Origin of the sequence: Arthrobacter sp. NPDC056493 (assembly GCF_042795115.1) — a bacterium.
GTDB lineage: Bacteria > Actinomycetota > Actinomycetes > Actinomycetales > Micrococcaceae > Arthrobacter.
Genome location: NZ_JBHTSL010000028.1, coordinates 34,814 through 60,316, shown reverse-complemented (window position 1 = coordinate 60,316; position 25,503 = coordinate 34,814). Strand labels below are relative to the sequence as shown.

At 68.4% G+C, this 25,503-nt stretch carries 21 protein-coding genes; 8 read left to right on the top strand and 13 right to left on the bottom strand.

All coding sequences use genetic code 11. From position 1 onward, the window contains the following. Positions 1 to 154: 154 nt before the first annotated feature. From ACFQ50_RS13000 to ACFQ50_RS12980, 5 genes are read left to right on the top strand one after another with little or no spacing between them, the layout of a single operon-like run. Positions 155 to 1,606: a GntP family permease gene (locus ACFQ50_RS13000; RefSeq protein ID WP_377995958.1), complete on the top strand. Its 1,452-nt coding sequence runs from the start codon at positions 155 to 157 to the stop codon at positions 1,604 to 1,606. A 55-nt stretch (positions 1,607 to 1,661) separates the two neighbouring features. Beyond that, a complete protein-coding gene (locus ACFQ50_RS12995; RefSeq protein ID WP_377995957.1) occupies positions 1,662 to 2,912 on the top strand; it encodes a CaiB/BaiF CoA transferase family protein in 1,251 nt (416 codons plus the stop codon). Next, positions 2,909 to 3,952, top strand: a complete 1,044-nt coding sequence (locus ACFQ50_RS12990; protein ID WP_377995956.1) for a hydroxymethylglutaryl-CoA lyase — start codon at positions 2,909 to 2,911, stop codon at positions 3,950 to 3,952. Before ACFQ50_RS12995 ends, ACFQ50_RS12990 begins: the two co-directional genes overlap by 4 nt. Positions 3,953 to 3,954: 2 nt before the next feature. Then, the gene (locus tag ACFQ50_RS12985; RefSeq protein WP_377995955.1) at positions 3,955 to 4,974 is read left to right on the top strand and encodes a 2-hydroxyacid dehydrogenase; all 1,020 of its coding nucleotides are present in this window, start codon (positions 3,955 to 3,957) and stop codon (positions 4,972 to 4,974) included. Continuing rightward, the gene (locus ACFQ50_RS12980) at positions 4,971 to 5,951 is read left to right on the top strand and encodes a glycerate kinase (protein WP_377995954.1); all 981 of its coding nucleotides are present in this window, start codon (positions 4,971 to 4,973) and stop codon (positions 5,949 to 5,951) included. The genes ACFQ50_RS12985 and ACFQ50_RS12980 overlap by 4 nt, the downstream gene beginning before the upstream one ends. A gap of 47 nt (positions 5,952 to 5,998) precedes the next feature. Here the strand turns inward: ACFQ50_RS12980 and ACFQ50_RS12975 are convergent, their stop codons facing one another. The 9 genes from ACFQ50_RS12975 to ACFQ50_RS12935 all read right to left on the bottom strand — a co-directional run bounded on the left by ACFQ50_RS12975 (position 5,999) and on the right by ACFQ50_RS12935 (position 14,726). Next, on the bottom strand, positions 5,999 to 6,790 hold the full coding sequence (locus ACFQ50_RS12975) for an IclR family transcriptional regulator (RefSeq protein WP_377995953.1): 792 nt from the start codon (positions 6,788 to 6,790) through the stop codon (positions 5,999 to 6,001). 255 nt (positions 6,791 to 7,045) lie between these two features. Then, positions 7,046 to 7,201 (bottom strand): hypothetical protein, encoded by a 156-nt coding sequence (locus ACFQ50_RS12970; protein WP_377995952.1) that lies wholly within the window; start codon positions 7,199 to 7,201, stop codon positions 7,046 to 7,048. Between the two features lie 4 nt (positions 7,202 to 7,205). Then, on the bottom strand, positions 7,206 to 8,648 hold the full coding sequence (locus tag ACFQ50_RS12965) for an NtaA/DmoA family FMN-dependent monooxygenase (RefSeq protein ID WP_377995951.1): 1,443 nt from the start codon (positions 8,646 to 8,648) through the stop codon (positions 7,206 to 7,208). Positions 8,649 to 8,658: 10 nt separating this feature from the next. Then, the gene (locus ACFQ50_RS12960) at positions 8,659 to 9,819 is read right to left on the bottom strand and encodes an LLM class flavin-dependent oxidoreductase (RefSeq protein ID WP_377995950.1); all 1,161 of its coding nucleotides are present in this window, start codon (positions 9,817 to 9,819) and stop codon (positions 8,659 to 8,661) included. Then, the gene (locus ACFQ50_RS12955) at positions 9,816 to 10,655 is read right to left on the bottom strand and encodes a DUF1684 domain-containing protein (protein WP_377995949.1); all 840 of its coding nucleotides are present in this window, start codon (positions 10,653 to 10,655) and stop codon (positions 9,816 to 9,818) included. The genes ACFQ50_RS12960 and ACFQ50_RS12955 overlap by 4 nt, the downstream gene beginning before the upstream one ends. Further along, the gene (locus ACFQ50_RS12950; RefSeq protein WP_377995948.1) at positions 10,633 to 11,799 is read right to left on the bottom strand and encodes an LLM class flavin-dependent oxidoreductase; all 1,167 of its coding nucleotides are present in this window, start codon (positions 11,797 to 11,799) and stop codon (positions 10,633 to 10,635) included. The genes ACFQ50_RS12955 and ACFQ50_RS12950 overlap by 23 nt, the downstream gene beginning before the upstream one ends. Next, on the bottom strand, positions 11,796 to 12,833 hold the full coding sequence (locus ACFQ50_RS12945) for an ABC transporter substrate-binding protein (RefSeq protein ID WP_377995947.1): 1,038 nt from the start codon (positions 12,831 to 12,833) through the stop codon (positions 11,796 to 11,798). The genes ACFQ50_RS12950 and ACFQ50_RS12945 overlap by 4 nt, the downstream gene beginning before the upstream one ends. Before the next feature lie 10 nt (positions 12,834 to 12,843). Then, positions 12,844 to 13,653, bottom strand: coding sequence for an amino acid ABC transporter ATP-binding protein (locus ACFQ50_RS12940; protein WP_377995946.1), 810 nt, complete (start codon positions 13,651 to 13,653; stop codon positions 12,844 to 12,846). A 5-nt stretch (positions 13,654 to 13,658) separates the two neighbouring features. Beyond that, complete coding sequence (locus tag ACFQ50_RS12935; protein WP_377995945.1) at positions 13,659 to 14,726, bottom strand: ABC transporter permease subunit; 1,068 nt, start codon at positions 14,724 to 14,726, stop codon at positions 13,659 to 13,661. Positions 14,727 to 14,987: 261 nt separating this feature from the next. On the opposite strand from ACFQ50_RS12935, the gene ACFQ50_RS12930 reads away from it, so the two are divergent. Further along, entirely contained in the window at positions 14,988 to 16,964 is a 1,977-nt protein-coding gene (locus ACFQ50_RS12930; protein WP_377995944.1) for an FAD/NAD(P)-binding protein, read from the top strand. A gap of 3 nt (positions 16,965 to 16,967) precedes the next feature. Continuing rightward, the gene (locus tag ACFQ50_RS12925; protein WP_377995943.1) at positions 16,968 to 17,492 is read left to right on the top strand and encodes a GNAT family N-acetyltransferase; all 525 of its coding nucleotides are present in this window, start codon (positions 16,968 to 16,970) and stop codon (positions 17,490 to 17,492) included. Here ACFQ50_RS12925 and ACFQ50_RS12920 read toward each other — a convergent pair. The 4 genes from ACFQ50_RS12920 to ACFQ50_RS12905 all read right to left on the bottom strand — a co-directional run bounded on the left by ACFQ50_RS12920 (position 17,489) and on the right by ACFQ50_RS12905 (position 24,328). Next, positions 17,489 to 18,778, bottom strand: coding sequence for an ammonium transporter (locus ACFQ50_RS12920; RefSeq protein WP_377995942.1), 1,290 nt, complete (start codon positions 18,776 to 18,778; stop codon positions 17,489 to 17,491). The two genes, ACFQ50_RS12925 and ACFQ50_RS12920, sit on opposite strands and share 4 nt — an antisense overlap. A gap of 202 nt (positions 18,779 to 18,980) precedes the next feature. Beyond that, positions 18,981 to 20,144, bottom strand: coding sequence for a hypothetical protein (locus tag ACFQ50_RS12915; RefSeq protein ID WP_377995941.1), 1,164 nt, complete (start codon positions 20,142 to 20,144; stop codon positions 18,981 to 18,983). Continuing rightward, positions 20,141 to 22,336: a multicopper oxidase family protein gene (locus tag ACFQ50_RS12910; RefSeq protein ID WP_377995940.1), complete on the bottom strand. Its 2,196-nt coding sequence runs from the start codon at positions 22,334 to 22,336 to the stop codon at positions 20,141 to 20,143. The genes ACFQ50_RS12915 and ACFQ50_RS12910 overlap by 4 nt, the downstream gene beginning before the upstream one ends. Positions 22,337 to 22,714: 378 nt before the next feature. Continuing rightward, on the bottom strand, positions 22,715 to 24,328 hold the full coding sequence (locus ACFQ50_RS12905) for an FG-GAP-like repeat-containing protein (protein WP_377995939.1): 1,614 nt from the start codon (positions 24,326 to 24,328) through the stop codon (positions 22,715 to 22,717). A gap of 99 nt (positions 24,329 to 24,427) precedes the next feature. Here ACFQ50_RS12905 and ACFQ50_RS12900 point away from each other — a divergent pair, with 99 nt between their 5' ends. Next, positions 24,428 to 25,438 carry a LacI family DNA-binding transcriptional regulator gene (locus ACFQ50_RS12900; RefSeq protein WP_377995938.1) on the top strand — a complete coding sequence of 337 codons (1,011 nt, stop codon included), beginning with the start codon at positions 24,428 to 24,430 and terminating at the stop codon, positions 25,436 to 25,438. The last annotated feature ends 65 nt before the right edge of the window (positions 25,439 to 25,503 follow it).

Below are 25,503 nucleotides of genomic sequence, written 5' to 3'. Positions count from 1 at the left end.
GGCCACAACTGTACGTTCGCGCTTTTTGTTGCCCGAAACGTCTTGCATTGTGAGCTCAAACCCATAATATGAGAATAGCGAATGTGTCGCTCCTCACGACCGACCCTGCTCCCAAGCCTTCAGTGCGGAAGGCCCAACGATCGGATTTCCCCTCATGTCAGACATCGCTGTCCTGATCAACACAGCCATCGCGGTGCTCGCCGCCGTGCTGCTGATTGTCCGTTTCAGAGTCAACCCCATCATTGCGCTGGTGCTCAGCTCCGTGTACCTCGGCCTCGCCGTCGGCCTCGGCGTCGAAAAAACTGTCAAAACCATCACCGCCGGCTTCGGCGACATCATGATGGACGTCGGCCTGCTCATCGCCTTTGGCGTCCTCATGGGCTCCATCCTCAACCAGAGCGGAGCCATCCGGCGGCTCGTGGAGCACCTGCTGAACACGTTCGGCCCCAAGCGCCTGCCCTACACCATGGGCCTGGCCATCGGAACGGTGCTGCAGTCCATCTTCCTGGACGTGCTGCTGGTCATCTCCGCCCCGCTCGCCCGCAAGCTGGCACCCAAAATCGGCAAACTCGGCACGGCGCGCATGGCTACCGCCATGGCCATCGCCCTCGAATGCGGCATCGTCTTCACGGTCCCCGGCGTCGCCTCCCTTGCCCTGGCAGGCCTCCTCAACGTGCCGCTCGGCAAAATGCTGCTGTTCGGCCTGCTGCTGGTCATCCCCACAATCATCATCGCCATCGCCATCATGACCTTCCTCTTCCGCCGGGGTTTCTGGAACGAGGCCAAGGATGAGGACCACACCTTCGTCGCCGAAGAAGACCGGGAGGGCGAAGAGGAAGAGTACGACGGCGGCGCCGCGGCTTCCGCTTCTGCGGCACATGGCGGACGCACACCCGGAAGCGACGGACCCGGCGCCCGGAAGGCCGGTGCGGCCGTTGCCGTGGCCGAACGCGAAGAGAAGCAGGCGCCGCTGATCCTGCTCTTCGCCCCGCTGCTGACCGCACTGCTCCTCATCGGAGCGGGTGCCATCCTGCAGATCCTGAAGATCGACCTGCCCTGGCTGCAGCTCCTCGGCGAACCGGTCATCGCACTGCTCATCGGCCTGATCGGCACCTGCCTCGTCACCCGCTCCGCGATCGGGCAGAAAAAGGTCGAGGAAGCCATCGCGGTCGGTTTCAAGGAAAGCGGTCAGATCCTGATCCTCACGGGCGTAGGCGGCTCGCTCGCCGCGACAGTGAAGGCAGCCGGCCTCGGAGACATCCTCGGCGGCTTCTTCTCCGCCAGCACCGTCGCCCCGCTCCTCGTGGTCTGGGCCATCGCCGCGGTGCTGCACATCGCCGTCGGCTCCGTCACCCTGTCCGCCATCACCGCAGCGGGCCTGCTCGCCCCGATCGCGCCGGTCATCGGACTGGACCCCGTCCTCCTGGCACTGTCGGCCGGCGCGGGATCCCTGTTCATGGTCCACGTCACTAGCAACACCTTCTGGCTCCTGCAGTCGCTCCTGGGCCAGAGCGTGCGGGGCGCCCTGAAATCGGTGACCGTCGGCGTATCGGTGGCCTCCGTCGTCGCAATCCTCCTCATCCTGCCCATGAGCCTGCTGTTCTAATCGAACCTGGGAACCCACGCGTTTCCGGCGTACGCCCACGAAAGAAGAAGACACCATGACACCACCACGCATCGCGCCCCTGGAAGGCATCCGCGTCCTGGAACTCGGAAACTACATCGCCGCACCGACAGCCGGGAGGCTCCTCGCCGACTTCGGCGCCGAGGTCATCAAGGTGGAACGGCCGGGAACCGGCGACGAGCTGCGCAACTGGCGCCTGCACAAGGGCGACACCTCCATGCTGTACCGGACCATCAACCGCAACAAGAAGTCCGTCGTCCTGGACCTGCGGACCGAGGCCGGCAAACAGGCGGTCCTGAAGCTCGCTGCGAAGTCGGACATCCTGCTGGAAAACTTCCGCCCGGGCACGCTGGAAAGATGGGGCCTCGGCCCGGAGGTGCTCAATGAAGCCAACCCGGAACTGATCATCACGCGCATCTCCGCCTTCGGCCAGACCGGCCCGCTGTCCGAGCGCCCGGGCTTTGCCGCCGTCGCCGAAGCGTACGGCGGGTTCCGGAACCTCGTCGGCGACCCCGACCGCCCGCCCGTACGGGTCGGCGTCTCCATCGGGGATTCGATCGCGGGACTGTACGCCGCGTTCGGCTCCATGATGAGCCTCTACCAAAGGGAAGCACGACGCCGGGACGCGGCTGACGCTGTGCCGCTCACCGAGCGGATCATCGACGTCGCGCTGAACGAGGCGATGTTCTCCATGATGGAATCCCTGATCCCCGACTACCAGGCCTACGGCGTGGACCGGCAGCGCGTGGGCGGCCGGATGGAAGGGATCGCCCCCTCCAACGCCTACATCTGCAGGGACGGGGCCAGCATCGTGGTGGCCGGCAACGGCGACTCCATCTACCAGCGCTACATGCAGACCATCGGACGCCCCGACCTGGCCGAAGATTCCGCGCTGCAGAGCAATGCCGGCCGGTGGGACCGCCGCGAGGAACTCGACCAGGCCATCGGCGCCTGGACCGCGCAACTGGACGCCGCCGACGCCCTGGCCGCCCTCGACGCAGCCGGTGTCCCGGCGGGGCCCATCTACACGGCGGCGGACATCAGCACCGACAGCCAGTACGCGGCCCGCAACATGGTGCAGAAATTCGACGTCTCCACCGGCGAGGAGATCCTGCCGGACGTCGGGTTCCCGGGTATTGTTCCGGTGATCGGCAGCGAATCGCTCCCCATCCGGAACCTCGGCCCGGACCTGGGCGAAAACACGGCAGAAATCCTCTCCGGGCTCCTCGGCATGGACCCGGCAGAGATCAGTGCGGCAACCGGCCGCGAGGAGGCACTCCAAGCATGAACCAGCACCACACGTCAGCCCCCAGCCTCGCCTCGACCCCCAATCTCGCAGCTACCCTGGGCAACACCATCCTGCGGGACGTCACCCTGCGGGACGGGCTGCAGCTCACAGGGAAAGTCCTGTCCACCGAGCGGAAGGTGGAGACCGTCCGGGAGCTGCTCCGCCTGGGCGTACCGGCCATAGAGTTGGGCTCCATGGCCCGCCCGGACCTCGTACCCACCATGGCCAACACCCTGGACGTGGTCCGGAACCTCACGCCCGAAGAGCTGGAAAAGTGCTGGATCTGGGTGGCTACACCCGGCCACGTGGCCAAGGCCGCGGCCGCCGGAGCGCGCAACTTCCAGTACTGCCTCTCGGCGTCGGACTCGCACAACAAGGCGAACATCGGCCGCACCACCGACGAGAGCCTCGCCGCGCTGCCCCAGGCAGTGGAGTACGCGCAGGGGGTCAACGGGCAGATCCAGCTGTGCATCGCGACGTCCTTCACCTGCCCGTTCGAAGGATATGTCCCCGAAGAGCGCATCCTGGCGATCGCCAACGACCCGCGCGCGGAGGGGACCACGGACATCGTCCTCTGCGACACCCTGGGCCAGGCCGTCCCCGCCCAGGTGTCCGGCCTCATTGAGCGCGTCCGGGCGGAGTCCCCGTCACGGCGGATCGTGTACCACGGCCACGACACCTGGGGCCTGGGGGTGGCCAACACCCTGGCCGCGATCCAGGCCGGTGCCGCCATGGTGGACGGTGCGCTCGGCGGCCTGGGCGGCTGCCCCTTCGCCCCGGGCGCCAGCGGCAACACCTCCAGCGAGGACATCCTGTTCGCCACCCGGCCCGGCTGGGTGACCCCGGAAACCTTCGCGGACATCGTTGTCCTCTCCGAGAAGCTGCTCGCCGAACTGGGCGAGCCCAACCGCTCCAAGGCGGCGCAGGGCGCCAGGTCCAAGGCGGAAGCGTTCGATTGGGTCATCCCCTCGGACAGTCCCGCGGCTGCCTGCACCCCTTTAGTCAGCACCCCCGCACCCGGCACTCCGGGAGGCAAGTAGCGATGGGCAGCAGATTCCTCGTCACCACCCCAATCCCGGATCCAGGGATGCAGCTGCTGTCCGACGCCGGCCACGTCACCGTGCTGCCGTCCCCTCCCGACTACGAAACGCTGGCGGCGCTCTGCGCATCGGGGGAGTACGACGTCGTCCTCACCCAGCTGCGCGACGTCGTCGACGCCCCGCTGCTCGCGAAGGCGCGCCTGAAAGGCGTGTCCAACTACGCCGTCGGGTACAACAACATCGACGTTGACGCCGCCACCCGGCACGGCATCATGGTGGGCAACACCCCCGGGGTGCTGACGGACGCGACGGCGGACATCGCCATGCTGCTCATCCTCGGCACCGCCCGCCGCGTGGTGGAAGCGGACCGGCTGGTCCGCGACGGCAACTTCCACGGCTGGGAACCCGAGCTGCTGCTGGGCCGGGACGTCTCCGGGGCGGTGCTGGGCCTGGCCGGGTTCGGCCGGATCGCCCGCGCCACCGCGCGCCGTGCCCTGGGCTTCGGGATGGAAATCCTTTTCGCGCCGCGGCCGCCGGGGCACCGGCACGTCAGCGACGGGGAGCTGGGTGAATTCGCGGGAAAGGTGCGGCAGGTCTCCTGGGGCGAACTCGTGGAACGCAGCGACTTCCTGTCCCTGCACGTGCCGCTCAATGGCCAGACCCGGCATTTGGTGGACCGGGAGGTGCTGGAGCGCATGAAGCCCGATGCCATCCTGATCAACACCGCCCGCGGACCGGTGGTGGACGAGGCCGCGCTGGTCGACGCGCTCCGGGACCGCGTCATCGCCGGCGCCGGGCTGGACGTGTTCGAGGACGAGCCGCGGCTCGCACCCGGGCTCGCCGAACTGCCAAACACGGTGCTGCTGCCGCACGTGGGCAGCGCCACCGTCCCGGTCCGCAGCGAGATGGCCCGCCTCAGCGCGCTGAACGCCGTCGCCATCGCCGAGGGACGCACCCCGCCGCACGCCGTCAACGCCCTGACCATGAGCACCCCGGCCGTCAACACCCTCACCGGCGCATGACCGTCCTGGTCGCTCCTGACAGCTTCAAGGGGACGTACGCGGCGGCCGAAGTGGCGGCCGCCATCGCCGCCGGCATCCGTGCCGCCGGCGGGACGGCGGCAGAACTGCCGGTCGCCGACGGCGGCGAGGGAACGTTCGATGCGCTGTGCCGCAGCCTGCAGGCCACGGCTGTTTCCGTCGCCGCGCAGAACCCCTGGGGTGAGCCGCTCGCGGCGGCCATCGGGCTGTCAGCGGACGGAACCGCCGTCGTCGAGCTTGCCCAGGCCAGCGGCCTGACCGTGCCGAGCAGCCGCCCGCGGGATGCGGTGTCGGCCAGCACGTACGGCACGGGCATGATGGTTGCTGCGGCGGTGGACGCCGGCGCCACCCACATCATGGTGGCGGCAGGCGGGTCCGCCACCACCGACGGGGGAGCCGGCGCCGTCCAGGCCATCATCGACGGCGGCGGCCTACGGGGTGCCCGGATCACCGTCCTGTCCGACGTCACCAGCACGTTCCTGGACGCGCCGCGGATTTTCGGGCCGCAAAAAGGTGCCGGTCCCGCCGAGATCGGGCTGCTGGAGCAGCGGCTGGCGCAACTGGCGGGTGCGTATCCCCGCAACCCGATCGATGTGCCGCGGACGGGGGCGGCCGGCGGCCTGTCCGGCGGATTGTGGGCCCACTTCGGCGCGGAGCTGGTCTCGGGGGCGGACGCCGTCCTGGACGCCGTGCAGTTCGACCGTCACCTGGAAGACGCCGACGCCGTGGTGGTCGGCGAGGGCAGGCTCGATTCGCAGACCGGGGAGGGAAAGATCATCTCGGCCATCCTGGCCAGGGTCCAGCGGTCGGGGCGGAACATTCCGGTGGTGGCCATTGTGGGGTCCGTTGCCGGGGACGTTGGTGCGTACGCCCGGAACTTCGGGGAGATCCTTGTGGCCTCCGACGCCGGCGCCATGTACGCGGCGGGCAAGTCGGTGGCCGGGTATTCCGGGTCCTGAAGTTTTCCGGGCGGGGTTTCCGGCGGGGCGCTGGCTTTCCGTGAGTGCTAGGCCTCGCCGGGGAACCGGCCGCCGATCAGCCGGGTCATGTGCTCGGCGGTTGCAAGCAGCGGCTCCACCCAGGCTTCGCAGGTCTCCAGGGGCATCCGCAGCGTCGGACCGCTGATGGTCACAGCGCCCACCAGCCCTGCCGCGGAGTCAAAGACGGGGGCGGAAAGCCCGGAGGCACCGTCCTCCCGCTCGCCCACCGTGATGGCGAACCCGTCCGTCCGGGTTTGCTTCACCACGCTTTCCAGGTCTTCGGAGCTGGTGATCGTGGACTCGGTGATCGGCTCCAAGGGATCCTTCAGGACCGCATCCATGAGCTCGGGATCCCACGCGAGCAGGACGCGGCCGGCCGAACCGGCGTAGAGCGGCAGCACCTTGCCGAGGTGCATCTCCCGGCGCAGCGCATGCCGGGTGTCCGCCATGGCCACGCACACGCGGTAATGCTGCTCCGCCTTGAAGAAGCAGGCTGTCTCACCGGTGGTGTCCCGCAGGGTCTTCAGGAGGGGGCTGAGAATGTCGATGACTTCCATGCCCCGCGTGGCCGGAGCTGCCCAGTACGCCATCCGCATCCCGATGCGGTACGCGTCCTCCTCCCGGTCCAGGAAGCCCTGGGAGGTGAGGTTGGTGACCAGCCGCTGAACCGTTGAAGTGGGCATTCCGGTGTACTCCCGGATGTCGCTCAGCGAGAGCACCGGCTGGGAAAGGGAGAAGGCATCCAGGATCGACGTGATTTTCCCCAGGACGAGCAGGGGATTGCTGCTGGACTTCGCTGAAGCATCGGCTGCCGACATAGGACTCACGCTAGACGGTGGGGTGACGCCGGTCCAATCCTGCGTGTGGCCGTCCCCGGGTAAATTGAACGGGTGACCTTGACGTTGAAAACCGCCGTCGCTCCTGACGGGGCCGAGCTTGCCTGGGCGGAGGAAGGCCAGGGCGAACCGCTGCTGCTGGCCACCTGACGTTTACGGGGCCCCCCCTCCCATCGATTGCTCCGCAGGTGCCGTTTTGGAGGGTGAAAAGGGCATCTGCGGAGCAGTCGATTGGGATCAGAGGAGCAGCTCCCGGACGGTCAGCTGAAGCCGGATCGTGTCTGACTGGACGTTGTCCGGCCCGCGGTTGCCCCTCCCCCGGCGGTCCGTTTCAGCAACTTCCGCTCCGCCCACTGGAGCGTCGCGGTCTTCGCCGCCCGGGGTGCCGCCCACGTGCCTAGACTTCCAGCCCGACGGCGGTGTCCCCGACAGTGTTCCTGGCGGCAGTGTCCTGCCGGGAGTCAGCCTGCCGGGCCGGGGTTGCCAGTCCGAGGTTTTCGCGCAGCGTGTTTCCGGCGTACTCCGTCGGATAGACACCGCGCTCCTGCAGTGCCGGGACGAGGTGGTTGACGATGTCGTCCAGGCCGGTGGGGATCAGCCACGGGGAGATGTTGAAGCCGTCCACCGCGCCGGTGCGCGCATACTCCGCCAGCCGGTCCGCCACCTCGGTGTAGGAGCCAGTGAAGCTGGAGTCGCCCCGGCTGGTCCGGGCGGACACGAACTGCCGGATGCTGAGGCCCTTGTCCTTGGCCTCGGCACGCCACTGGTCCGCCAGCTGCTTCGCCTTGGCGCCGTGGAAACCGCTGCCCCGGGTCTCGGAGGTCTCCTCCACCACGGGGTCGATGTCCGGCAGCGGGCCGTCCGGATCGAAGCCCTGGAGCTCGCGGCCCCAGAACTGTTCGAGGTAGGCGATGGCCTGCTCGGGCCCGATCTGCAGGCTCCGCACCCAGCGCTTCTTCTCGAGCGCCTCCTGCGGGGTGGCGGCGAGGATGAACTCGCTTGCGGGCATGATCTTGACGTCGTTCGCGCCGCGGCCGGCCTTGACCGTGCGCTCGACGATATTGCGGCGGAAGTCCAGCGCGTCGTCGAGCTTCGGGTGCGCGGAGAAGATGACGTCGGCCTGCCGGGCAGCGAAGTCGCGGCCCTCCGGCGAGTCGCCGGCCTGGAACAGCACCGGCCGGTACTGGGCGCTGCGCGGCAGCCGGGGCACGTAGTCCACCGTGTAGTGCTTGCCCTCGTGGTGCACGGGCCGGGCCGAACCGGGGGCGGCCCAGGCGGGGGCGGCAGGGGTTTCGGCGATGGCGCCGGCCTCCCAGGAGTCCCAGATCCGCTTGGCCGTGTTGACGAACGCTTCGGCGTGGACGTACCGGTCGGCGTGGTCCAGGTAACCGCCGCGGCGGAAGTTCGCGCCGGTCCAGGCGTTGTCCGTGGTGACCACGTTCCAGGCCGCACGGCCACCGGAGAGCAGGTCCAGGCTGGACAGGCGGTGCGCCAGATCAGCGGGGTCGTTGTACGTGGTGTTCTGCGTGGCCACCAGGCCGATGCGGGTGGTGACGGAAGCCAATGCGGCCAGCATGGTCTGCGCGTCCGGCCGGCCGACGACGTCCAGTGCGTGCGGGCGGCCGAGGTGCTCGCGGAGGCGCAGCCCCTCACCGAGGAAGAACGCGGCGAACAGGCCCCGTTCCGCGGTCTGGGCTATGCGGCGGAAGGACTCGAAGTCCGTCTGCGAACCGGATTCCGGCGACTTCCAGACCGTGCCCGAGTTCACGCCCTGGAAGAAGATGCCCAGCTGCAGCTGGCCGGAGGGCACGAAGCCGTTGCCGATGTTTGTGTCTGTCATGGGTCTCTCCCTAGTGATCGGCCGCGGAAGGCGCGGATACGGCGGCATACCGGCTGGACGGGCGCTGCAGGCCCAGCAGGTCCCGGAAGGTGCAACCCGGCTGCTGCGGTGCCAGCACGCCACGGCGCCGGAGGGCCGGAAGCACCAGCTGGGCCAGCTCCTCCAGGTCCACGTCCAGGACGGCGGGGTGGAGGCGTACGCCGTCGGCAGTCTCCAGAATGGAGGCCAGCAGTTCGGTGAGCTCCGCTGCGGTGCCGGCGAAACGGGCCCGGCCGCTCTGCCACGGCGTGTGTGCATCCAGTTCGGCGAGGCGCCCGGCGGCGCTTTGCCCACGGGCGTCAAGGACGACGTCGAGCTCGGCGATAACGGCAGCCGCGGGAGCGGCGGCGCGGGCCTCGGCGATCTCGCCGGCCAGCAGCTCAGGCGTGGGGGCAGAGACGAGTATGGCGTCCGCCGCCCCGGCGGACAGCTGGTCCGCGTCCAGCAGCCCGGCCGGTGCGAGGACCGGCAGCTGGCCCTGCAGCGGACGGGGAATGATGGAGGGCCCCTTGATGGAGTATCCGCTCCCGCCTTCAGAATCGGCGCTGCTTTCAAAATCGATGTAGTGCAGCTTGTCGACGTCGATGTACCGGCCGGTGGCGACGTCGCGGATCACGGCGTCGTCCTCCCAGGAGTCCCAGAGCCGGCGGCCGACCTCGATCGAATCGGCGGCTTCCCGGCCCAGATCGTCAGCCGGGACAACGGATCGTCCGACGGCGGCGGCATCCGCCACCCGGTTCGACGCCGCCACCAGCCACCCGGCGCGGCCGCCGGATACGTAGTCCAGGCTGGCCAGCTGCGTGGAGATGTGGAACGGCTCGGTGTACACCGTGTCCACCTCGGGGACGAGCACGATGGAGCCCGTGACGGGCCCGGCAAAGGCTGCGCGCTGCAGGGCGTTCAGCCGGCCCGGGACATCGCGGCCGTCCGCCGAGTCGGCCGCAGGGGTGAGGGCGCCGTCCGCGAACGTGGCCACGTGGAACCCGGCCGATTCGGCGGCCAGCACCGTGGCGCGGACGCGGGTGCCGTCGAGCAGCTCGGCGGGAGTGTGCCGGGCCTTGCGCCACGCGGCGGGGTGCGCTCCGTCGCCGTCCAGTTCGACGGCGAGAAAACCTTTGGCTGCAGTGCTCACTGTCCGGCCTGCCTTTCGTGGGGGTTCTGTTCGCCCGCTTCGATGGCGACGGCCAGGCGGTTTTCGGCCGGGGGCAGCGGGCAGGTGGCGAGGTCGGTGTAGGCGCACGGCAGGTTCACGGCGCGGTTGAAGTCCAGGACCACGCGGCCGTCCGCGTCCGGTGCGGCCACTGTGAGCGAACGGTTCGCCGCGTAGGTGGTCTTGCCGGACGTTGCATCCGTGAACAGTACGGACAGGGTGCCCGGCGTGTGGCCGTTGAAGGCGGTGAGCGTGAGGTCCTGGCCGTCCAGCGCGAACCGGATCTCGCCGGGTGCTTCGTACACGTGGACGATGCCCTCCACCGCGGCCCCCACGGTAGTGGGCCGGGGCGAATCGAACGGCACGTACACGCCCTCGACGGCGAAGCGCGGGTCCGGCGCGTAGGCCGGCGTTCCGCGGTACCCGTTGAGCAGCGGGTTCTCCGGGTGCCGGGGGCGCACGATGTATTCCCCGCCGCGCTTGGCGAGTTCGACGACGGCGGGACCCGCCGTGAGGTTGATACCCTCACGCTCTGCGATGGGATCGAAGACGACGGCGGCGTCAGTACCAGAGTTCAGCTCCCGGCCGTCCTGCTGCAGGCTTTCGCCGGCCTCCAGAACGACAGTGACGGCGTCGTCCTGCACGCTCCAGGTCCCCGGAACGCCGTCGAACCGGGAAGGTTCCGCACCCAGCCAGTGCAGGTGGGTGACGGCGAGGAAGCCGTGGGGATCGGCGCGGCGGCGCTCATGAGCGGAGTGCCACTGCTCCCATTCGGCGGCGAAGGCGGCGCTAGTCTCAGTGCGCGTAGACGTGGGCATGATCGCTCCTGTGGTTGTCGTGGTCGGTGGTGACGGCGGAGGCGGGGTCCGGTTCGGTGGCGCCGGCAAAACCGGGACGGCCGCCAAAGGGATCCGCGGACTCCCAGAGCGTGGTGGGGGCTGACGCGCGCACGGCCGGGATGACCTCGAGCGCGAACCTCTCCAGAATCTCCAGCTGCTGCTCGAAGGGGAGGGTGGTGGGCAGGGAGATGGACTGCAGATCGTGCCCGTACAGCTCGTGGTAGCTGAGGATCTTGTCGATCACCTGTTCCGGGCTGCCGACGAGCGCGGGGCCCTCCGCCACCGCGTGGTCGATGTCCCGGAACGGCGAGTTGTTGCCCGGGACGTTGCGCGCAGCCGTGAGGCCCTCGTACACCGGGCCGAAGTGGCGCTTGGCCTCCTGCGTGGTGTCCGCAATGAACACGCCGCCGGCGCCGCTGCCCGAGCCCAGGTAGCGGTGCCGCGGATCGTGGCCGTGCCGCTCGTACTCCGCCACATAGTGGTCGATGAGCACCTTGTAGTTTTCCCGGGGCTGGATGGCGTTCGCGGTGAACAGCGGATCGCCCCAGCGCGCAGCCAACGCCGCCGACGTCAGGGTTGTAGCAGACCCGTGCCAAATCCGTGGCGAGCCTGCGTAGGGACGCGGAGTGGTGGTGGTCGGCTCCGTGAGCTCCGGACGGAAGCGGCCGGACCACGTCACCTCCTCCTCGCGCCAGAGCCGGCGCAGCAGGGCGTACTTCTCCCCGAGAAGGTCCCACTGGTCCGCCAGGTCCAGCCCGAAGAGCGGGTACTGCAGCACCTCGTTGCCCTTGCCGATCACGAGCTCCAGGCGCCCGCGGCTGAGCTGGTCGATCGTGGCGTAGTCCTCGGCCACGCGCACCGGGTCCAGCACGGACAGGACGGTGACACCGCTCTGCAGCCGGATCCGGGAGGTGACCGCCGCGATGGCGGCGAGCACGGTGGTGGGGGAGGAGGAGATGAACTCGCCGGCGTGCCGCTCACCCACGGAGAAGCTGTCGTAGCCGAGCTCCTCGGCGCGCCGGGCGGTCTGCACCACCTGGTTGAGCCGGTCGGCCGTGGAGACGATTTCCCCGGTGACCGGGTTCTTCAGGTGCGGAATGATGTCCAGGACCTGGAACTTCACTTTGAGGCCCCCGTCTGCTTCGAATCAGTCTGGGTAGATGCGAAGTTGGCCTCGGTCACGGTCTTGGACTCCGGCAGGGCTTCCTCGGACAGTCCCCAGCGGTCCAGGACCTTGGTGTACGAGCCGTCCTTGATGGCGGAGTTCAGCGCCTCCGTGATCACCGGAGCCAGGCCGTTGCCCTTGAGCGTGGTGGCGGCCACCAGGGTCTCCGACGGCCAGCCTGCGTTGACCTTGCCGACGATCTTGAGGTCGTCGCGGGTGTTTTCCCGGTAGACCGTTGAGGGGTAGGGCGCGATGTTCAGGTCGGTCCGGCCGGAGGACAGCGCCAGGATGGTGTCGGCGTCGGAGGAGTAGTACTGGAGGCTGGCGGGTTCCTTGCCCTTGGCCTCGAGCTCCTTGTTCCAGGCCAGCAGGATCTTCTCCTGGTTGGTGCCCGAGCCCACGGAGATCGTCAGGCCGGAGATGTCGTCCGCACCTTTGATGTCGTAGGACGAGGACTTTTTCGACTCGAAGCCCATGAAGGCGGCGCGGTAGCTGGCGAAGTCGAACAGCTTCACCCGGTCCTTGTTGATGCCCACGTTGGAGAACACGGCCTCGAAGTCGCCGGACTGGGTTTTCAGGGGCCAGTTCTCCCAGGAGGTGACCTGGATGTCGAGCTCCAGGCCCAGCTTGTCCGCCACCAGCTGGGCGATATCAAGCTCGGAGCCGATGGGCGTCTTGTCGTCCGTGGCGTGGAAGGACAGCGGGATGGAGCCGGCTGTGGTGGCCACCGTCAGCTTGCCGTCCTTGCCGATCAGCGCCGGCACCTTGGCGGCCAGCGCGGCGTCCTTTTCGGCGCGGATCCGCTGCTGGTCCGGTGAGGTGTTGTAGACGACGCCGTTCCGGGCCGCCGTCGTCGCCGCACCTGATGCGGCGCCGGCTGAACCGCCGGAGGCGGCGGCGCCGGGATCGGAGCAGGCGGACAGGGCCGCGGAGCTGAGCAGCGTACCGAGAAGAACGACGGCGGGCAGCTGCCGCCGGGAGAAGCGAGACATGCGGTTTTCCTTAGATATTGAAGGCGGGCTCGATCACCTTGGAGAAGAAACTCCGGGTGCGTTCTTCCTGCGGGTTGGTGAAAATGTCCTGGGGTTTGCCTTGTTCGACGATCTGGCCCTGGTCCATGAACACCACGGTGTCCGCCACGTCGCGGGCGAAGCCCATCTCGTGGGTGACGATGATCAGGGTGGTGCCGGACTTGGCCAGTTCGCGGATGACGTCCAGTACCTCGTTGACCAGTTCGGGGTCAAGGGCCGAGGTGGGCTCGTCGAAGAGCAGGATCTTCGGGTCCAGTGCCAGCGCCCGGGCGATGGCGACGCGCTGCTGCTGGCCGCCGGAGAGCTGGCGGGGGTAGGCGCCGGCGCGGTCGCGCAGGCCCACCCGGTCCAGTAGTTCCAGGGCGCGAGCGCGGGCCTCCGCCGGTGACTTTCCCTGCGCGACGACGGGCGCCTCGGTCACGTTCTCCAGCGCCGTGAGGTGCGGGAACAGGTTGAAGTTCTGGAACACCATGCCGATTTCGGTGCGCTGCTTCAGGATGTCCTTCTCGGGCAGTTCGTGCAGCTTGTTGCCCTTGACCCGGTAGCCCACCAGCTGGCCGTCGATGGCGATGAAACCGGCATCCACTTTTTCCAGGTGGTTGATGGTCCGCAGCAGGGTGGACTTTCCGGAACCCGACGGGCCGACGATGACGGCCACGCCGCCGGGCTCCACCGTCAGGGAAACGCCCTTCAGGACTTCGGTGGGTCCAAAGGACTTCCGGACCTTGGTGATTTCCACCAGCCCGCGGGTGGCGGCGGGCGCCTCAAGAGTTGTGCTCATCGGAATCATTTCCTTCCGGTGGTGTTGACCGGGGCGTGGGTGGCGAAGAACTTCCGCGCCTTCTGCAGCGGCGTGAGGGGCAGGGTGCGCACGGCTCCCTTGGAGTAGTGGCGTTCGATGTAGTACTGGAACACGCTGAGCACGGAGGTGATCACCACGTACCAGAGCGTGGCCACGAGCAGCAGCGGCAGGACCTGCTGGGTGCGGTTGTAGATGACCTGGACGGTGTAGAAGAGCTCCGAGTAGGCCAGGACGTAGACGATCGAGGTGCCCTTGACCAGGCCGATGATCTCGTTGAAGGCCGTGGGCAGGATGGCGCGCATGGCCTGGGGCAGCACGATCCGGGTGGACCTGCGCCAGGCGGGAATGCCCAGGGCGGCCGCTGCCTCGAGCTGGCCCTGGTCCACGGACAGGATGCCGCCGCGGATGATCTCGGCGGAGTAGGCGGCCTGGTTCAGCGTCAGGCCCAGCACGGCGGCCGCGAACTGGCTGATCAGGGTGGTGGTCTGCGCCTCGAAGAAGCGGATGTCCGTGAACGGGAGCCCTAAGCTGATCTTTTCGTAGAGGTAGCCCAGGTTGTACCAGAGGAGCATCTGCACCAGCAGCGGCGTGGACCGGAAGATCCACGAGAACGTCCAGGACACGGAGACCAGCAGCGGTGAGGCGGACAGGCGCATGAGGGCGAGGACGAAGCCCAGGATGAAGCCGAGCGCCCCGGAGATGGCGGTGAGCTTGAGGGTCTCCACCAGGCCGTTCACCACGGATTTGGCGGTGAACCACTGGGCCACCACGCCCCATTCCCAGCGCGGGTTCGTGGCCAGGGACCACACGATGGCGGCCACGCCGAGTGCCACCAGCACGGTGCCCACCCAGCGCCACGGGCGGCGGGCGGGAACCAGGCGGTAGTCGGCGTAGTCGACGGCGGCACGCAGCTCGGCCGGGCCGGCTGGCACTGCCGCGGTCTGAATGTCAGCGGCAGCCGGGTTCTCCGGGGCGGCCTGCGTTTCCGGGGCCGGGTTCTCGGCCGGTGCCTCAGTGGGGGACTGGGACGTCCTGGTAGCTGCTGAACTCATGCGCCATCTCGCTTCTTCCGGTTGGTATTTCGGGGGTAGTTGGCTGCAAATCTAGGTGCGCCCGGAAGGTCCGGCAAAGCCGTCTGTTGCATTCGTTCACGCGGCTTAGCGGGGCGTCACAAGACGATTTCTTGCTCTCATTTACGCTCCGTTACGCGGGGTGAACGGCCGTGACAGGGCCCTCGACCGGCGGTTTGTCCAGACCCTAGATTGAGGGCTCCAAGCCCTTTTCAACCCGCCCTTTCTCACCAGGAGTATCCGATGCCAGCGCAGCACCCATCCGTGGTCTTCATCGGCGGTGGCCCGCGCACGGCCGGAATCCTCGAACGGCTCGCTGCCAACAGGCCCGGTCTCGCGGACGGCCCGGTGCACATCCACATCGTGGAGCCGTACGAACCCGGCTCCGGCAGGATCTGGCGCTTTGACCAGGAGCCGGGCCTCATGATGAATTCCACCGCGGCGGATGTCACGATGTTCACCGACGCCTCGGTGCTGTGCGAGGGGCCTCCCATCGACGGGCCGGGACTTGCCGCGTGGGCTGCCGGCGTCCGGGATGGTTCCATCACCGACGTGCCCGCCATCCCGCCGCACCTGCAGGAGCAGCTGCGCTCGCTGACGGGCAGTTCCTTTGCTACGCGGCAGCTCCAGAGTAAGTACCTCGAGTGGTTCTTCCGCCGCGCCGTCCGCGCCCTGGGCAGCGACGTCCGCGTCACCGTCCACCGCGACACCGCGGTCAGCGTCGAACCACTCAGCGTCGAACCACTCAGCGTCGAACCCCTAAGCGGCGAACAACAGGGCGACGACGGCGGGTACAGCGTGCGGCTGGCCGGCGGCGGCACGCTGCAGGCCGACGTCGTGATTACCGCCCTGGGGCACACTGACGCGGAGCCGGAGGCCCGCTCGGCCGCCTGGACCGGGTTCGCGGCGCGGAACGGCGGGTTCCACGCGGCACCCAGCTACACCACCGACGTCGACTATTCCCCTCTCGCCCCGGGCCAGGACGTCATTGTCTCCGGCATGGGCCTGGCCTTCGTTGACCTGCTGGTGCTGCTCACCGAAGGCCGCGGCGGCCGTTTTGAAGAGACGGCCGACGGCGGGCTGCGCTACCTCCCGTCCGGGGCCGAGCCCAGGCTCTGGGCCGGGTCACGCCGCGGCGTGCCGTTCCACTCCAAGATCTCCGTGGCCCTGCGCGGTGAGCCGGCGGGGGCACCCCTGTTCTTCACCGCGGATGCGGTGGGCGCGCTCCTGGCGGCGCACGCCGAACTCGATTTCCGCAGCCACCTCTGGCCCCTGATCGCCAAGGACGCCGGCTTCGGCTACTACCGGGAGCTGTTCACCGGCAGCCCGGAGCGGGTGGCGCTGGGCTGGGACGAGTTTGCAGGAAAGTTTGCCGCCCTGGACTGGTACAGCAGCGCCCGCCGCGAGCTCGTCGCCGCGGCCGTTCCGGATCCCGGGCTGCACCTGGACCTCGAACAGCTCGACAAGCCGTTCGGCGGCCAACTCTTTGAGGGTCATGCTGACGTCCAGGAAGCAGTGGCCGGCTACATCGAGCATGACCTCGAACTGCGGACGGGACCGGACCACCCGGAAACGCTGGCCCTGTTCATGGCCCTGCTGAAGGTGTACATGGAGCTGGGCAGGATCGTCCCGCCCGAACGCCTGAACGCGCGCTCGCAGGAGGAAGTGCACGGCTGGTGGCACGGGTTCTTCAGCTTCGTGGATTCCGGCCCGCCGCCGCGCCGGCTACGCGAAATGCTGGCCGTCCACCGCGCCGGGCTGCTCAACTTCCTGGGACCGGGACTTGCGGTTGCGGCCGACGACGCCACCGGCGAGTTCGTGGCGACGTCCGCGCATTCACCGGTGAGCCTGCGGACGAAGGCCTTGATCGAGGCCCGGCTCCCCGGCCCCGCCGTGGCCCGTTCCGCCAACCCGCTGCTCCGCTCGCTGCACGGCACGGGCCTGGGCGCTGAGCAGCACCTGCTGACGGCCGACGGCGGCCACTCCACCGGCCGGCTCCTGATCACCTCCGGCCACCGGATCGTGGGCCGCAGTGGCGGCACCCGGAGTCGCCTGTTCGGCATCGGCCCCGGGACCTCGGGCTGGGGAGCGGGCGCGTTTGCCCGGCCCGGAACCAACGCGGCGCCGTTCCGGGAGAACGACGCCCTGGCCCGGAAAATACTTGAAGCTGTGTCCGGCGCCGGCCGGCCCCGCACCGCTGCCGCCGTTGGAAAGGCCTGAAAGATGCAACTCGAAGCAACCCCCTCCACCCTCACCGTCCTCGAACTGCCCATGCACGACCCCCGGGTCCGGCCGCTCCTGGACGAGCTCGCCGTCGAGTACGACACCCGCTACGGCGACCTGTTCGGCCGGGGCGCGGCCGCGGAGGAACTGAACAGGTACCCGGCCGAGGAATTCGAGGCGCCGGGCGGCGCCCTGCTGATCATCCAGGTGAACGACGAGTCCGTGGCCGGCGGAGCCTACCGCCGCTACGACGCGGAAACCGCCGAGTTCAAGCGGATCTGGACGCACTCGGCGCACCGGCGGCGGGGGTTGGCCCGGCGGGTGCTCGAGGAATTGGAGCGGCTGGCCGCGGAGCGCGGGTACCGCAGCGTCTACCTCACCACGGGCCCCCGCCAGCCGGAGGCCAAGTACCTGTACCTGAACACCGGCTACACGGCTCAGTTCGACCTCGCCGCCGACCCCGAGACCATCGGGCCGCTGGCGTTCACGAAGGACCTGGCCGTCCTGGCAGGGGACCCGGCCTAGGACCTGGGGGAGGCGCCCAGGTTTACGGGGTCCTCGTCGGTCAGGTACGCGAACTCGGAGTGCGCGGCGATGTCGATGCCGCGCAGTTCGTCCTCCTCGTGGATGCGCAGGCCCATGGCCATGTCCACCACCTTGGCGATCACCCAGGTCAGGCCGAAGGAATAGGCCAGCACGGCCACGGTCGCGATGGACTGGATACCCAGTTGACGCAGCCCGCCGCCGTACAGCAGGCCGCTGACGCCGTTGGGCGCGCTGCTCGTGGCGAAGATGCCGATCAGGAGCGTGCCGATGATGCCGCCCACCAAGTGCACGCCCACCACGTCGAGGGAGTCGTCGAAGCCGAGGCGGAACTTCCATTCGATCGCCAGCGAGCAGACCGCACCGGCGATGGCGCCGATGGCCACGGCGCCCAGCGGGCTGACCGCACCGCAGGCGGGCGTGATGGCCACGAGCGCGGAGACCAGCCCCGAAGCCGCGCCCATGCTGGTGGTGGCCCCGTGCCGGATCCGTTCAACGACGGCCCACGCGAGCAGGCCGGCGGCTGCCGCCACGGCCGTGTTGAGGAACACCACCGACGCCGCGTGGCCGGCGGCCAGCGCGGATCCCGCGTTGAACCCGAACCAGCCCACCCACAAGAGGCCCGCGCCCACCAGCACCAGGGGGCGGCTGTGGGGCTTGGAATGTTCCATCTTCGGCCAGCCGGAGCTGCGGCCCAGGACCAGCGCCAGGGCGAGGGCGGCGGCACCGGCGTTCATGTGAACGGCTGTGCCGCCGGCGAAGTCGATTGCCTTGATGCCGTTGGCGATCCAGCCGCCCGTCACCGAGCCGTCCGCGGAGTTGAACGCGAAGACCCAGTGCGCGATGGGGAAGTAGACCAGCGTGGCCCACACGCCGGCGAACACCATCCAGGCGCCGAACTTCATCCGCCCGGCGGCCGCACCGGCAACCAGGGCGGTGGTGACGCAGGCGAAGAACAGCTGGAAGGACACGAACAGCGCCGCCGGCAGGGCGGCATCGGGATTATCCTTCAGCATCGGCTCGAGCCCTGCGTACTGTGTAACGTCCCCGATCAGGCCCAGGCCGTTCACGGAATTGCCAAAGGCCATCGAGTATCCAAACAATGCCCACAGCACGGCCACGAGGCTGGCCCCGCCGAAGCACATCATCATCATGTTCAGGATCCGCCGCGATCCCACCATGCCCCCGTAGAAGAGGGCCAGGGCGGGAATCATCATGCACACCAGTGCGGAACTTGCGAGGATCCAGGCAACATCTCCAGCGTTCATTTCGAACTCCACTCAAGAAATCGGTGGTGGCATTTTGAGACCCGGAAGAATGCCGTTTGTCCCCACAACATAGGACTCCGGAAACCGCCGTAGGTTTCGGGAATGTAAATTGCTTGTTACCGCAATTTCTCGTCACAACGGCGACGGCGGACCCCGTCAGGGGCCCGCCGTCGCCGGGTTTGCAGTGAACCGGAAAGCTCTCCTAATGCGTGGTGCCGTGGGTGGTGTTCCCTGAGGTATCCATGTCGCCGAGCAAGCCGGGCACGGCTCCGGCCACGCCGAGGGATCCGATGGCGATTGCCCCCACCACGGCCAGTGCACGGAGGTGGGCAGACGCCGTCGTCCGCCCTTCCGGTTCGCCGTCAGCCTTGCGCCGGGCGCGGAGCAGGACGACGGCGATTACCAGGGTGCCGAGCTCGAGGAGGGACGCGGCCACATCGGCCAGGCCAAAGGGCTCGGGCACGCCGGAGTTGGGGCCGAAGGGCAGCCCCGCCGTCCGGGACCACAGCCACAGGCCCAGCGGAACCACGGAGGCCGCGGCCACGGCAACCAGGACGCTCTGGCCGGGCCGCCCCAGCAGCAGGACGCCGCCGGCCACCTCCGCCATGGCCAGGGCGAGGAAGAACGCGCTGGCCACCACCCAGTGGTTGAGGTGGTCCGGTATGACTGCGAGGTGGATGGCGGCGCAGCCAAACAGTGCCACCGCCGCCAGCGTCAGCCTGAGGTCCGTGGCGCCGGCCAGGGAACGGCCGGACCGCGCACGGCGGGCAATGCGCCCGGGCGGCGCCTCCTTCGCCCGGCGGCTGACGTCCAGCCGCCCGCCCCGGATCGCCACCGTCCAGCCGGTCACCACGAGGTTCGTGATCAGCAGCAGGCCGGTGCCATAGCCAAAAGCGGCCAGCTGGAGTCCCAGCGAGGACTGGTCGAGCTGCTCCGCCGACTGTGCGGAGTTCGCATGGTGCAGCGCGCCCATCAGGTTGTGCTGGAGGGCGTAGTCCCAGGCTTCACTGGCGGCCAGCGTGAGGGCTCCGGCCAGGGTGCCGGCCGCGGCAACCAGCAGGGCCGTGGTGAAGAATGCCTTCCTGCCGGCCAGCACGGGCCCGAACCACCGCATCGACAGCGTCACGGCCGCGATGACAGCCAGCATGAACAGCGGAAGCAGCACGGTTGACTCCCGGAGCCAGCTTACAAACGGCTCCTGCGTGCGTTCGATGGCTCCCACGGCGCCCCTGAGCGACACCACCCAGAAGCCGTCGGCGTAGGCCATCATCGCCGCAAACGGGATGACCGTCAGCCAGGGGACCGCGGGGCGGGCCGGCGCCTGGGCGCCGGTCCCGCTGACCATTCCGGCCGGCACCGCTGTCATGGCGTGATTTCCCAGCCGAACATCATGGCGTGGTCCTCATGCGCCAGGTTGTGGCAGTGGGCCACGTACGGTCCCACGAAGTCACGGAAGCCGCGGTAGATGATGGTCGACTCGCCCGGATCCAGGGCCACCAGGTCCTCGCGGGACACATCATCGGGATGGCCCTTGTCGCCGCCGCGGGTGACGTCCCTGCCGTTGCGCATGACCACCCGGTGTTCCTCCATGTGCAGGTGGAACGGATGGACCCATCCGCCGCCGCCGTTGCGGATTTCCCACAGGTTGTAGCTGCCCTTCTTCTGCTGGGCGAGCGGCGAGCGGCCTGCGCGGTTCTTGAGGCTGGTGGCAACGGTGTTCGGGGTGAACGGCTTGCCGTTGATGAGCCACTCCGTTTCGCCGCCGCCTGAGCCGCGCTCCACCTCGAAGATCAGCCGGTTGTCCAGCATGGTCTGCCAGTTGCTCGGCAGCGGCGGGAGCTCCCGCATCATCCCGGTCGGGATGACGCTGTCATCGGGAGCGTCATCGCCGATCACGAACTTGAGCAGCGGAACTTTGTAGGCGGGGTCGGGCGAGAACCGGGACGAATTGCTCCACATCCGGCCGTTGGGCATCTTCATCACGTCGGTGAGGTAGATGACGTCGCCCTTGGTGGTGGGGGTGCCGTCCTGGTACCTGGTGAAGTCGATCACCACTTCGCGTCGCTTGGCCGGCCACAGCTCGAAGGAATCGCGCTTGATCGGGAACGGCAGCAGGCCGCCGTCGGACGCGATCTGGGTGAACTGCATGCACTGCTGGCCATCCGGGATGCGGTACTGCCCCTCGAGTTCGTCGCCCTGGTAGCCGAGCGAGACCGAGGTTTTCGGCCCCTTCGTGGAGCTCATCAGCTTGAACTCGTAGATCCGGGCGATGGACGCATCCAGGAACCGGAAGCGGTACTTGCGGCGCTTTACCTCCATGACCGGGTAGGCGGTGCCGTTCACGGTGAAGATATCGCCTACGAAACCGTGGTTGGGGAAGTGCTTGTAGAAGGTCTTGCCCCACCACTCGGGGTGCTTGGCCGGGTTCTTGGCAGCCGGGAACTCCTTTTGGACGTCGTGGATGTCCTTGTGCATGGTCACGCCGTCGTCGAGACGGGTGTCGTAGAAGGCCAGCGGGACGTCGTAGTCCACGTCGAAGGATCCGTCCGGGTTGTCCTTGCGTACACCGGGCAGCCGCAGTCCCTGGCGCTCGTCGCCCATGTCCATGCCGTTCTTCGGGTCATAGATCGGGTACAGGCCCACCATGCCCTTGTAGACGTTGGAGCCGGTGTGGTCCATCCGGTGGTCGTGGAACCAGAAGAAGCTCTGCTTCTCCCGGTCGTCGCCGCCGGCGGGCCAGTTCAGGTACAGGTTGTCGCAGAAGGTCTTTGGCAGGTACCCCTCGTACTTGGGCCCGCTGGTCATGGAGTAGTGCGGGTTGCCGTCGCTCTCCGGCGCCGTGTGGCCGTTGTGCAGGTGGGTCAGGAAGGACCAGTCGGGCGAACCGAAGTCCTGGCGGTCCAGGTTCAGCGGGTTCTCATCCAGGTGGTTCTCGAACCGCACCAGCGCCGGCTTGCCGTATTCGGCGTTGATCATCGGGCCGGGGAAGGTCCCGTTGAAACCGTAGATGGTGCTCATGGGGAGGGTCCGCTTGGTTCCGGCCGGGTAGGTCTTGCGGTTCGCATCGAAGGAAACCGTCGGGCGGCCCTTCGCGTCGATGGGCAGCACCTGCGAGGTGGTGAACGCGTGCTGCCGCAGCAGGATGTCGATCTTGTAGACGAGCGGGTCCGGATAGCCCAGCTTGGAGGGCCAGATCTGGTGCTGCTCATTCTTGAAGGAACTCTGCTGGCCCTGCCCCGGGCCGGGCGGGTCGCTCCACTCGGTGTAGCCCTTGGTGAAGGCGTCGCCCACGGCCGGCGTGGGCGCCAGGGCCTTGGGAATGGGCAACTGGTCCGTGAACGGCGACAGGATCAGCGGGCTCGTGGGAAAAGCCTCGATGTAGAACAACAGATCACCGAGGGCAGTGGACGAAGCGGCGAACGCGCCGTCGGGCGAAAGGAGCCCCTTCTGCGCGAGCAGCGGACCTGCCCAGCCCTGGGCGGCGACGACGGCGGCGCCTGCACCCCCGGCCGCGCTGAGCCGCAGGAGATTGCGGCGGGACACACCGTTCGTAGACACTGTGTTCGTCGACTCTGTGCCTGTCGACTCTGTGTTCGCCGACACTGTGCTCGTCAACACTTCGTTTGTGGTTGCGGTTTCTTCTGACATGGTTATGCGCCTCCTTCGGGGCAAGAAAGAATGGCCTGTTGGCCCCGGTATTCGAGCTTTATCAGGGTCTTTCCCCGGCGGTTTCTGCACCGGGAAATCCTGGCCTTGCGGAAGCCGGCTGCGCTTGTCGTTGCCCCGCGCAACTACAGTGAAGGCAGGGGGTTGGGAAAACATTGGACGAACGCCGTGCATACCCCCTCAACGGGATGGGTATAGGGGGTGGCCTTTCCAAGGCCGGTGCCAGGCGAAGAAGCCGTGCTGGTTAAACGATCGACCCAGAAGATCGTGCTAGAACAGCGGGGCCAGACCGTTCCAGCCGGCGCTGATGCGCACCCGGGAGCCGAATTGCCCCGTCCCGAGCCCGGGATAGAGCCACAGGACGCCGGCGGCGTCCCGTGCCAGCAGGTCAGGGTTGCGGTCGCCGGTGAAATCACCGGGACTTACGACGGCGGTCATGGCGTTCCAGCCGGCGCCCACCCGGACGCGGGGAAGCCAGCCGCCCGCGCCGCTGCCGCGGTACAGCCACAGGACGCCGGTGGCCGACTCCCGCGCCAGGACGTCGGCGGCGCCGTCACCGTTCATGTCGCCCGGACCCACCAGGGCGTTGAAGGCGTTCCAGCCCGAGCCCACGCGGATCCGGGGCAGGAACGCGCCGGTGCCGTTGCCGCGGTACAGCCAGAGGAAACCGGTGGCAGTCTCACGGGCCAGGATGTCCACGCGCTGGTCGCCGCTGAAGTCACCGGGGCCGATGATCGCGCTGAAGCTGTTCCAGCCGGTGCCGAGCCGGATCCGGGGGAGGAACCCGCCGGTGCCGTTGCCGCGGTACATCCACAGGTAGCCCGTGGCGGCCTCCCTGGCAAAGACGTCCTGCGGGCCGTCGCCGTTGAAGTCGCCGGGCGTTTCAAGGGCGCTGAACCCGTTCCAGCCGGTGCCGACGCGCACGCCGGGCAGCCGGCCCCCGCGGCCGTTCCCCGGGTACAGCCGCAGCTCGGCCGTGGCCGTCACCCGGGCCAGGATGTCGGTGTTCCAGTCACCGTTGAAGTCGGCGGTCGAGCGGGACAGGGCGGACGCCGGGACAGGGAGGGGATTGAAGGCGTAGGGGTCGCAGGTCAGGTCGTAGTCCCGGACGTCGTCGTACCACTGGGAAAGGTATACCCGGCCGCCGGAGAAGCTGGCGGTTTGGCAGAGGTTCTGGGCTTCGCCGGGGAAGTCCAGCCGGCCGGCGGTGGCCCACACCGGAACGCCGGACAGCCGCCAGGAACCGGTGATGCCGGCCCAGCCCGAGGCGAACGAGTACAGGCCATAGGAGTAGCCGGCGTCGCGCAGGCCGCGCATGAGGCCTTCGACGATGTACCGGTTTTCGCGCTGCTGCGCTGCGCTCGCCGTGGGCCACGGCTGGGCGGGGCGGGGTTCGACGTCGATCCACACCACGCGCGGGGCAAACCGGACCCGCGCCAGGCTGGCAACCGCGAAACGTGCTTCCGCGTAGCCGACGTTGGAGAGCTGCCCCGCCCGGGTAGCTGCGGACCACGGTCCCTGGGTGCGGTAGGTGGCGAGTTGGGCGGCGGTGGGGAAGGCGGCCATCGTATAGGCCTGGGCCGGCTTGCGGTTGCCGGCTGCCCAGGTGACCTGGCTGGCCAGGCACGGGTTTTCCGTGAAGGGCAGTCCCTTCGTCAGGCCAATCACCACGAACTGGGACGACGCCGGCGGCAACGGGAGGCCAAAGCCGCCCACCGCCGTCGGGCATTGGGGCCAGGAGATGTCGTGGCCGTTGAGCGATACGGCGCGCGCGGGGGTGGCGCCGGGCAGGTAACTGAAGAGCAGGGCGAGCAGGATCAGGAGGCCCGTCAGCATGTGCCGTGCGGAAAATCCGCCCCCCGAATGATGAACTTTGCCGTCCATCGCCAGCGCTCCTTTGCTCCCATTATTTTACGTCCGGCCGCGTCCATCCGTGTTGCGCCCTATTCGTGTTCGGGGCTGTGCATCGCGCACAATTACCCCATGGCAAAAAGCAATGCCCGGCTGCCCCGGCTTGAGGATGTGGCGGAGCGCGCGGGAGTCTCGCACCAGACTGTGTCCCGGGTGATCAACAACCATCCCAACGTCAGCAAGGCCACGCGCGAGCGGGTCGAGGCCGCCATTGCCGAGCTGGGCTACCGGCGCAACACGGCTGCCCGGAGCCTGGTCACGCGGAAGTCGCAGACCATTGGCGTGCTGGGCAGCGAGCTGTCGCAGTACGGTCCCGCCAACACGCTGCTGGGGGTTGAGCAGGCCGCGCGCGATGCCGGCTATTTCGTGAGCATTGCCGCCCTCCGGTCGGTGAGCCGGGAGGCGATCTTCGACGCCATCCGGCACTTCCTGGACCAGTCGGTGGACGGCATTGTGGTGATCGTGCCGCATTCCGAGACTCTCCTGGCCCTGGCCGAGCTGAACCCCGGCGTTCCGGTGGTGGCCGTCGGGTCCCTGGGCAGTGAGGCGGTGAGCGGCGCCATGGTGGACCAGAAGCGCGGGGCCGAGCTCGCCGTCGGGCATCTGATTGAGCAGGGCCACCGCCGGATCGGCCACATAGCCGGCCCGCAGGACTGGATCGACGCGGTGGCGCGTGCGGAGGGCTGGAGCGCCGCGCTGCGCGAGGCAGGGCTGGACGACAGCCTGGTGGTCGAGGGGGACTGGAGCGCCGGCAGTGGCTACGAGATCGGCCGGAAGCTGGCCGCCGAACGGACCGCCACCGCGCTGTTCGTGGGCAACGACCAGATGTCCCTGGGCCTGCTCCGTGCCTTCAACGAGGCCGGCGTCCGGGTCCCCGAGGACGTTTCCGTGGTGGGCTTCGACGACCAGCCGGAGTCCGGCTACTTCACGCCGCCGCTCACCACGGTCCGCCAGGACTTCGAGGAGCTGGGCCGGCGCTGCATGGATCTGATGCTGAGCGCCATTGAGAACGGCGACACGGTGAGCACCACGGTGGTGGAACCGGAGCTGGTGGTCCGCCGGAGCACGTCCGCCCCGGCCTAAGGTCACACAGCAGCTGGCCCCTAAGGTCACACAGCAGCTGGCCGCGGGCACCTTCCGGTGTCCGC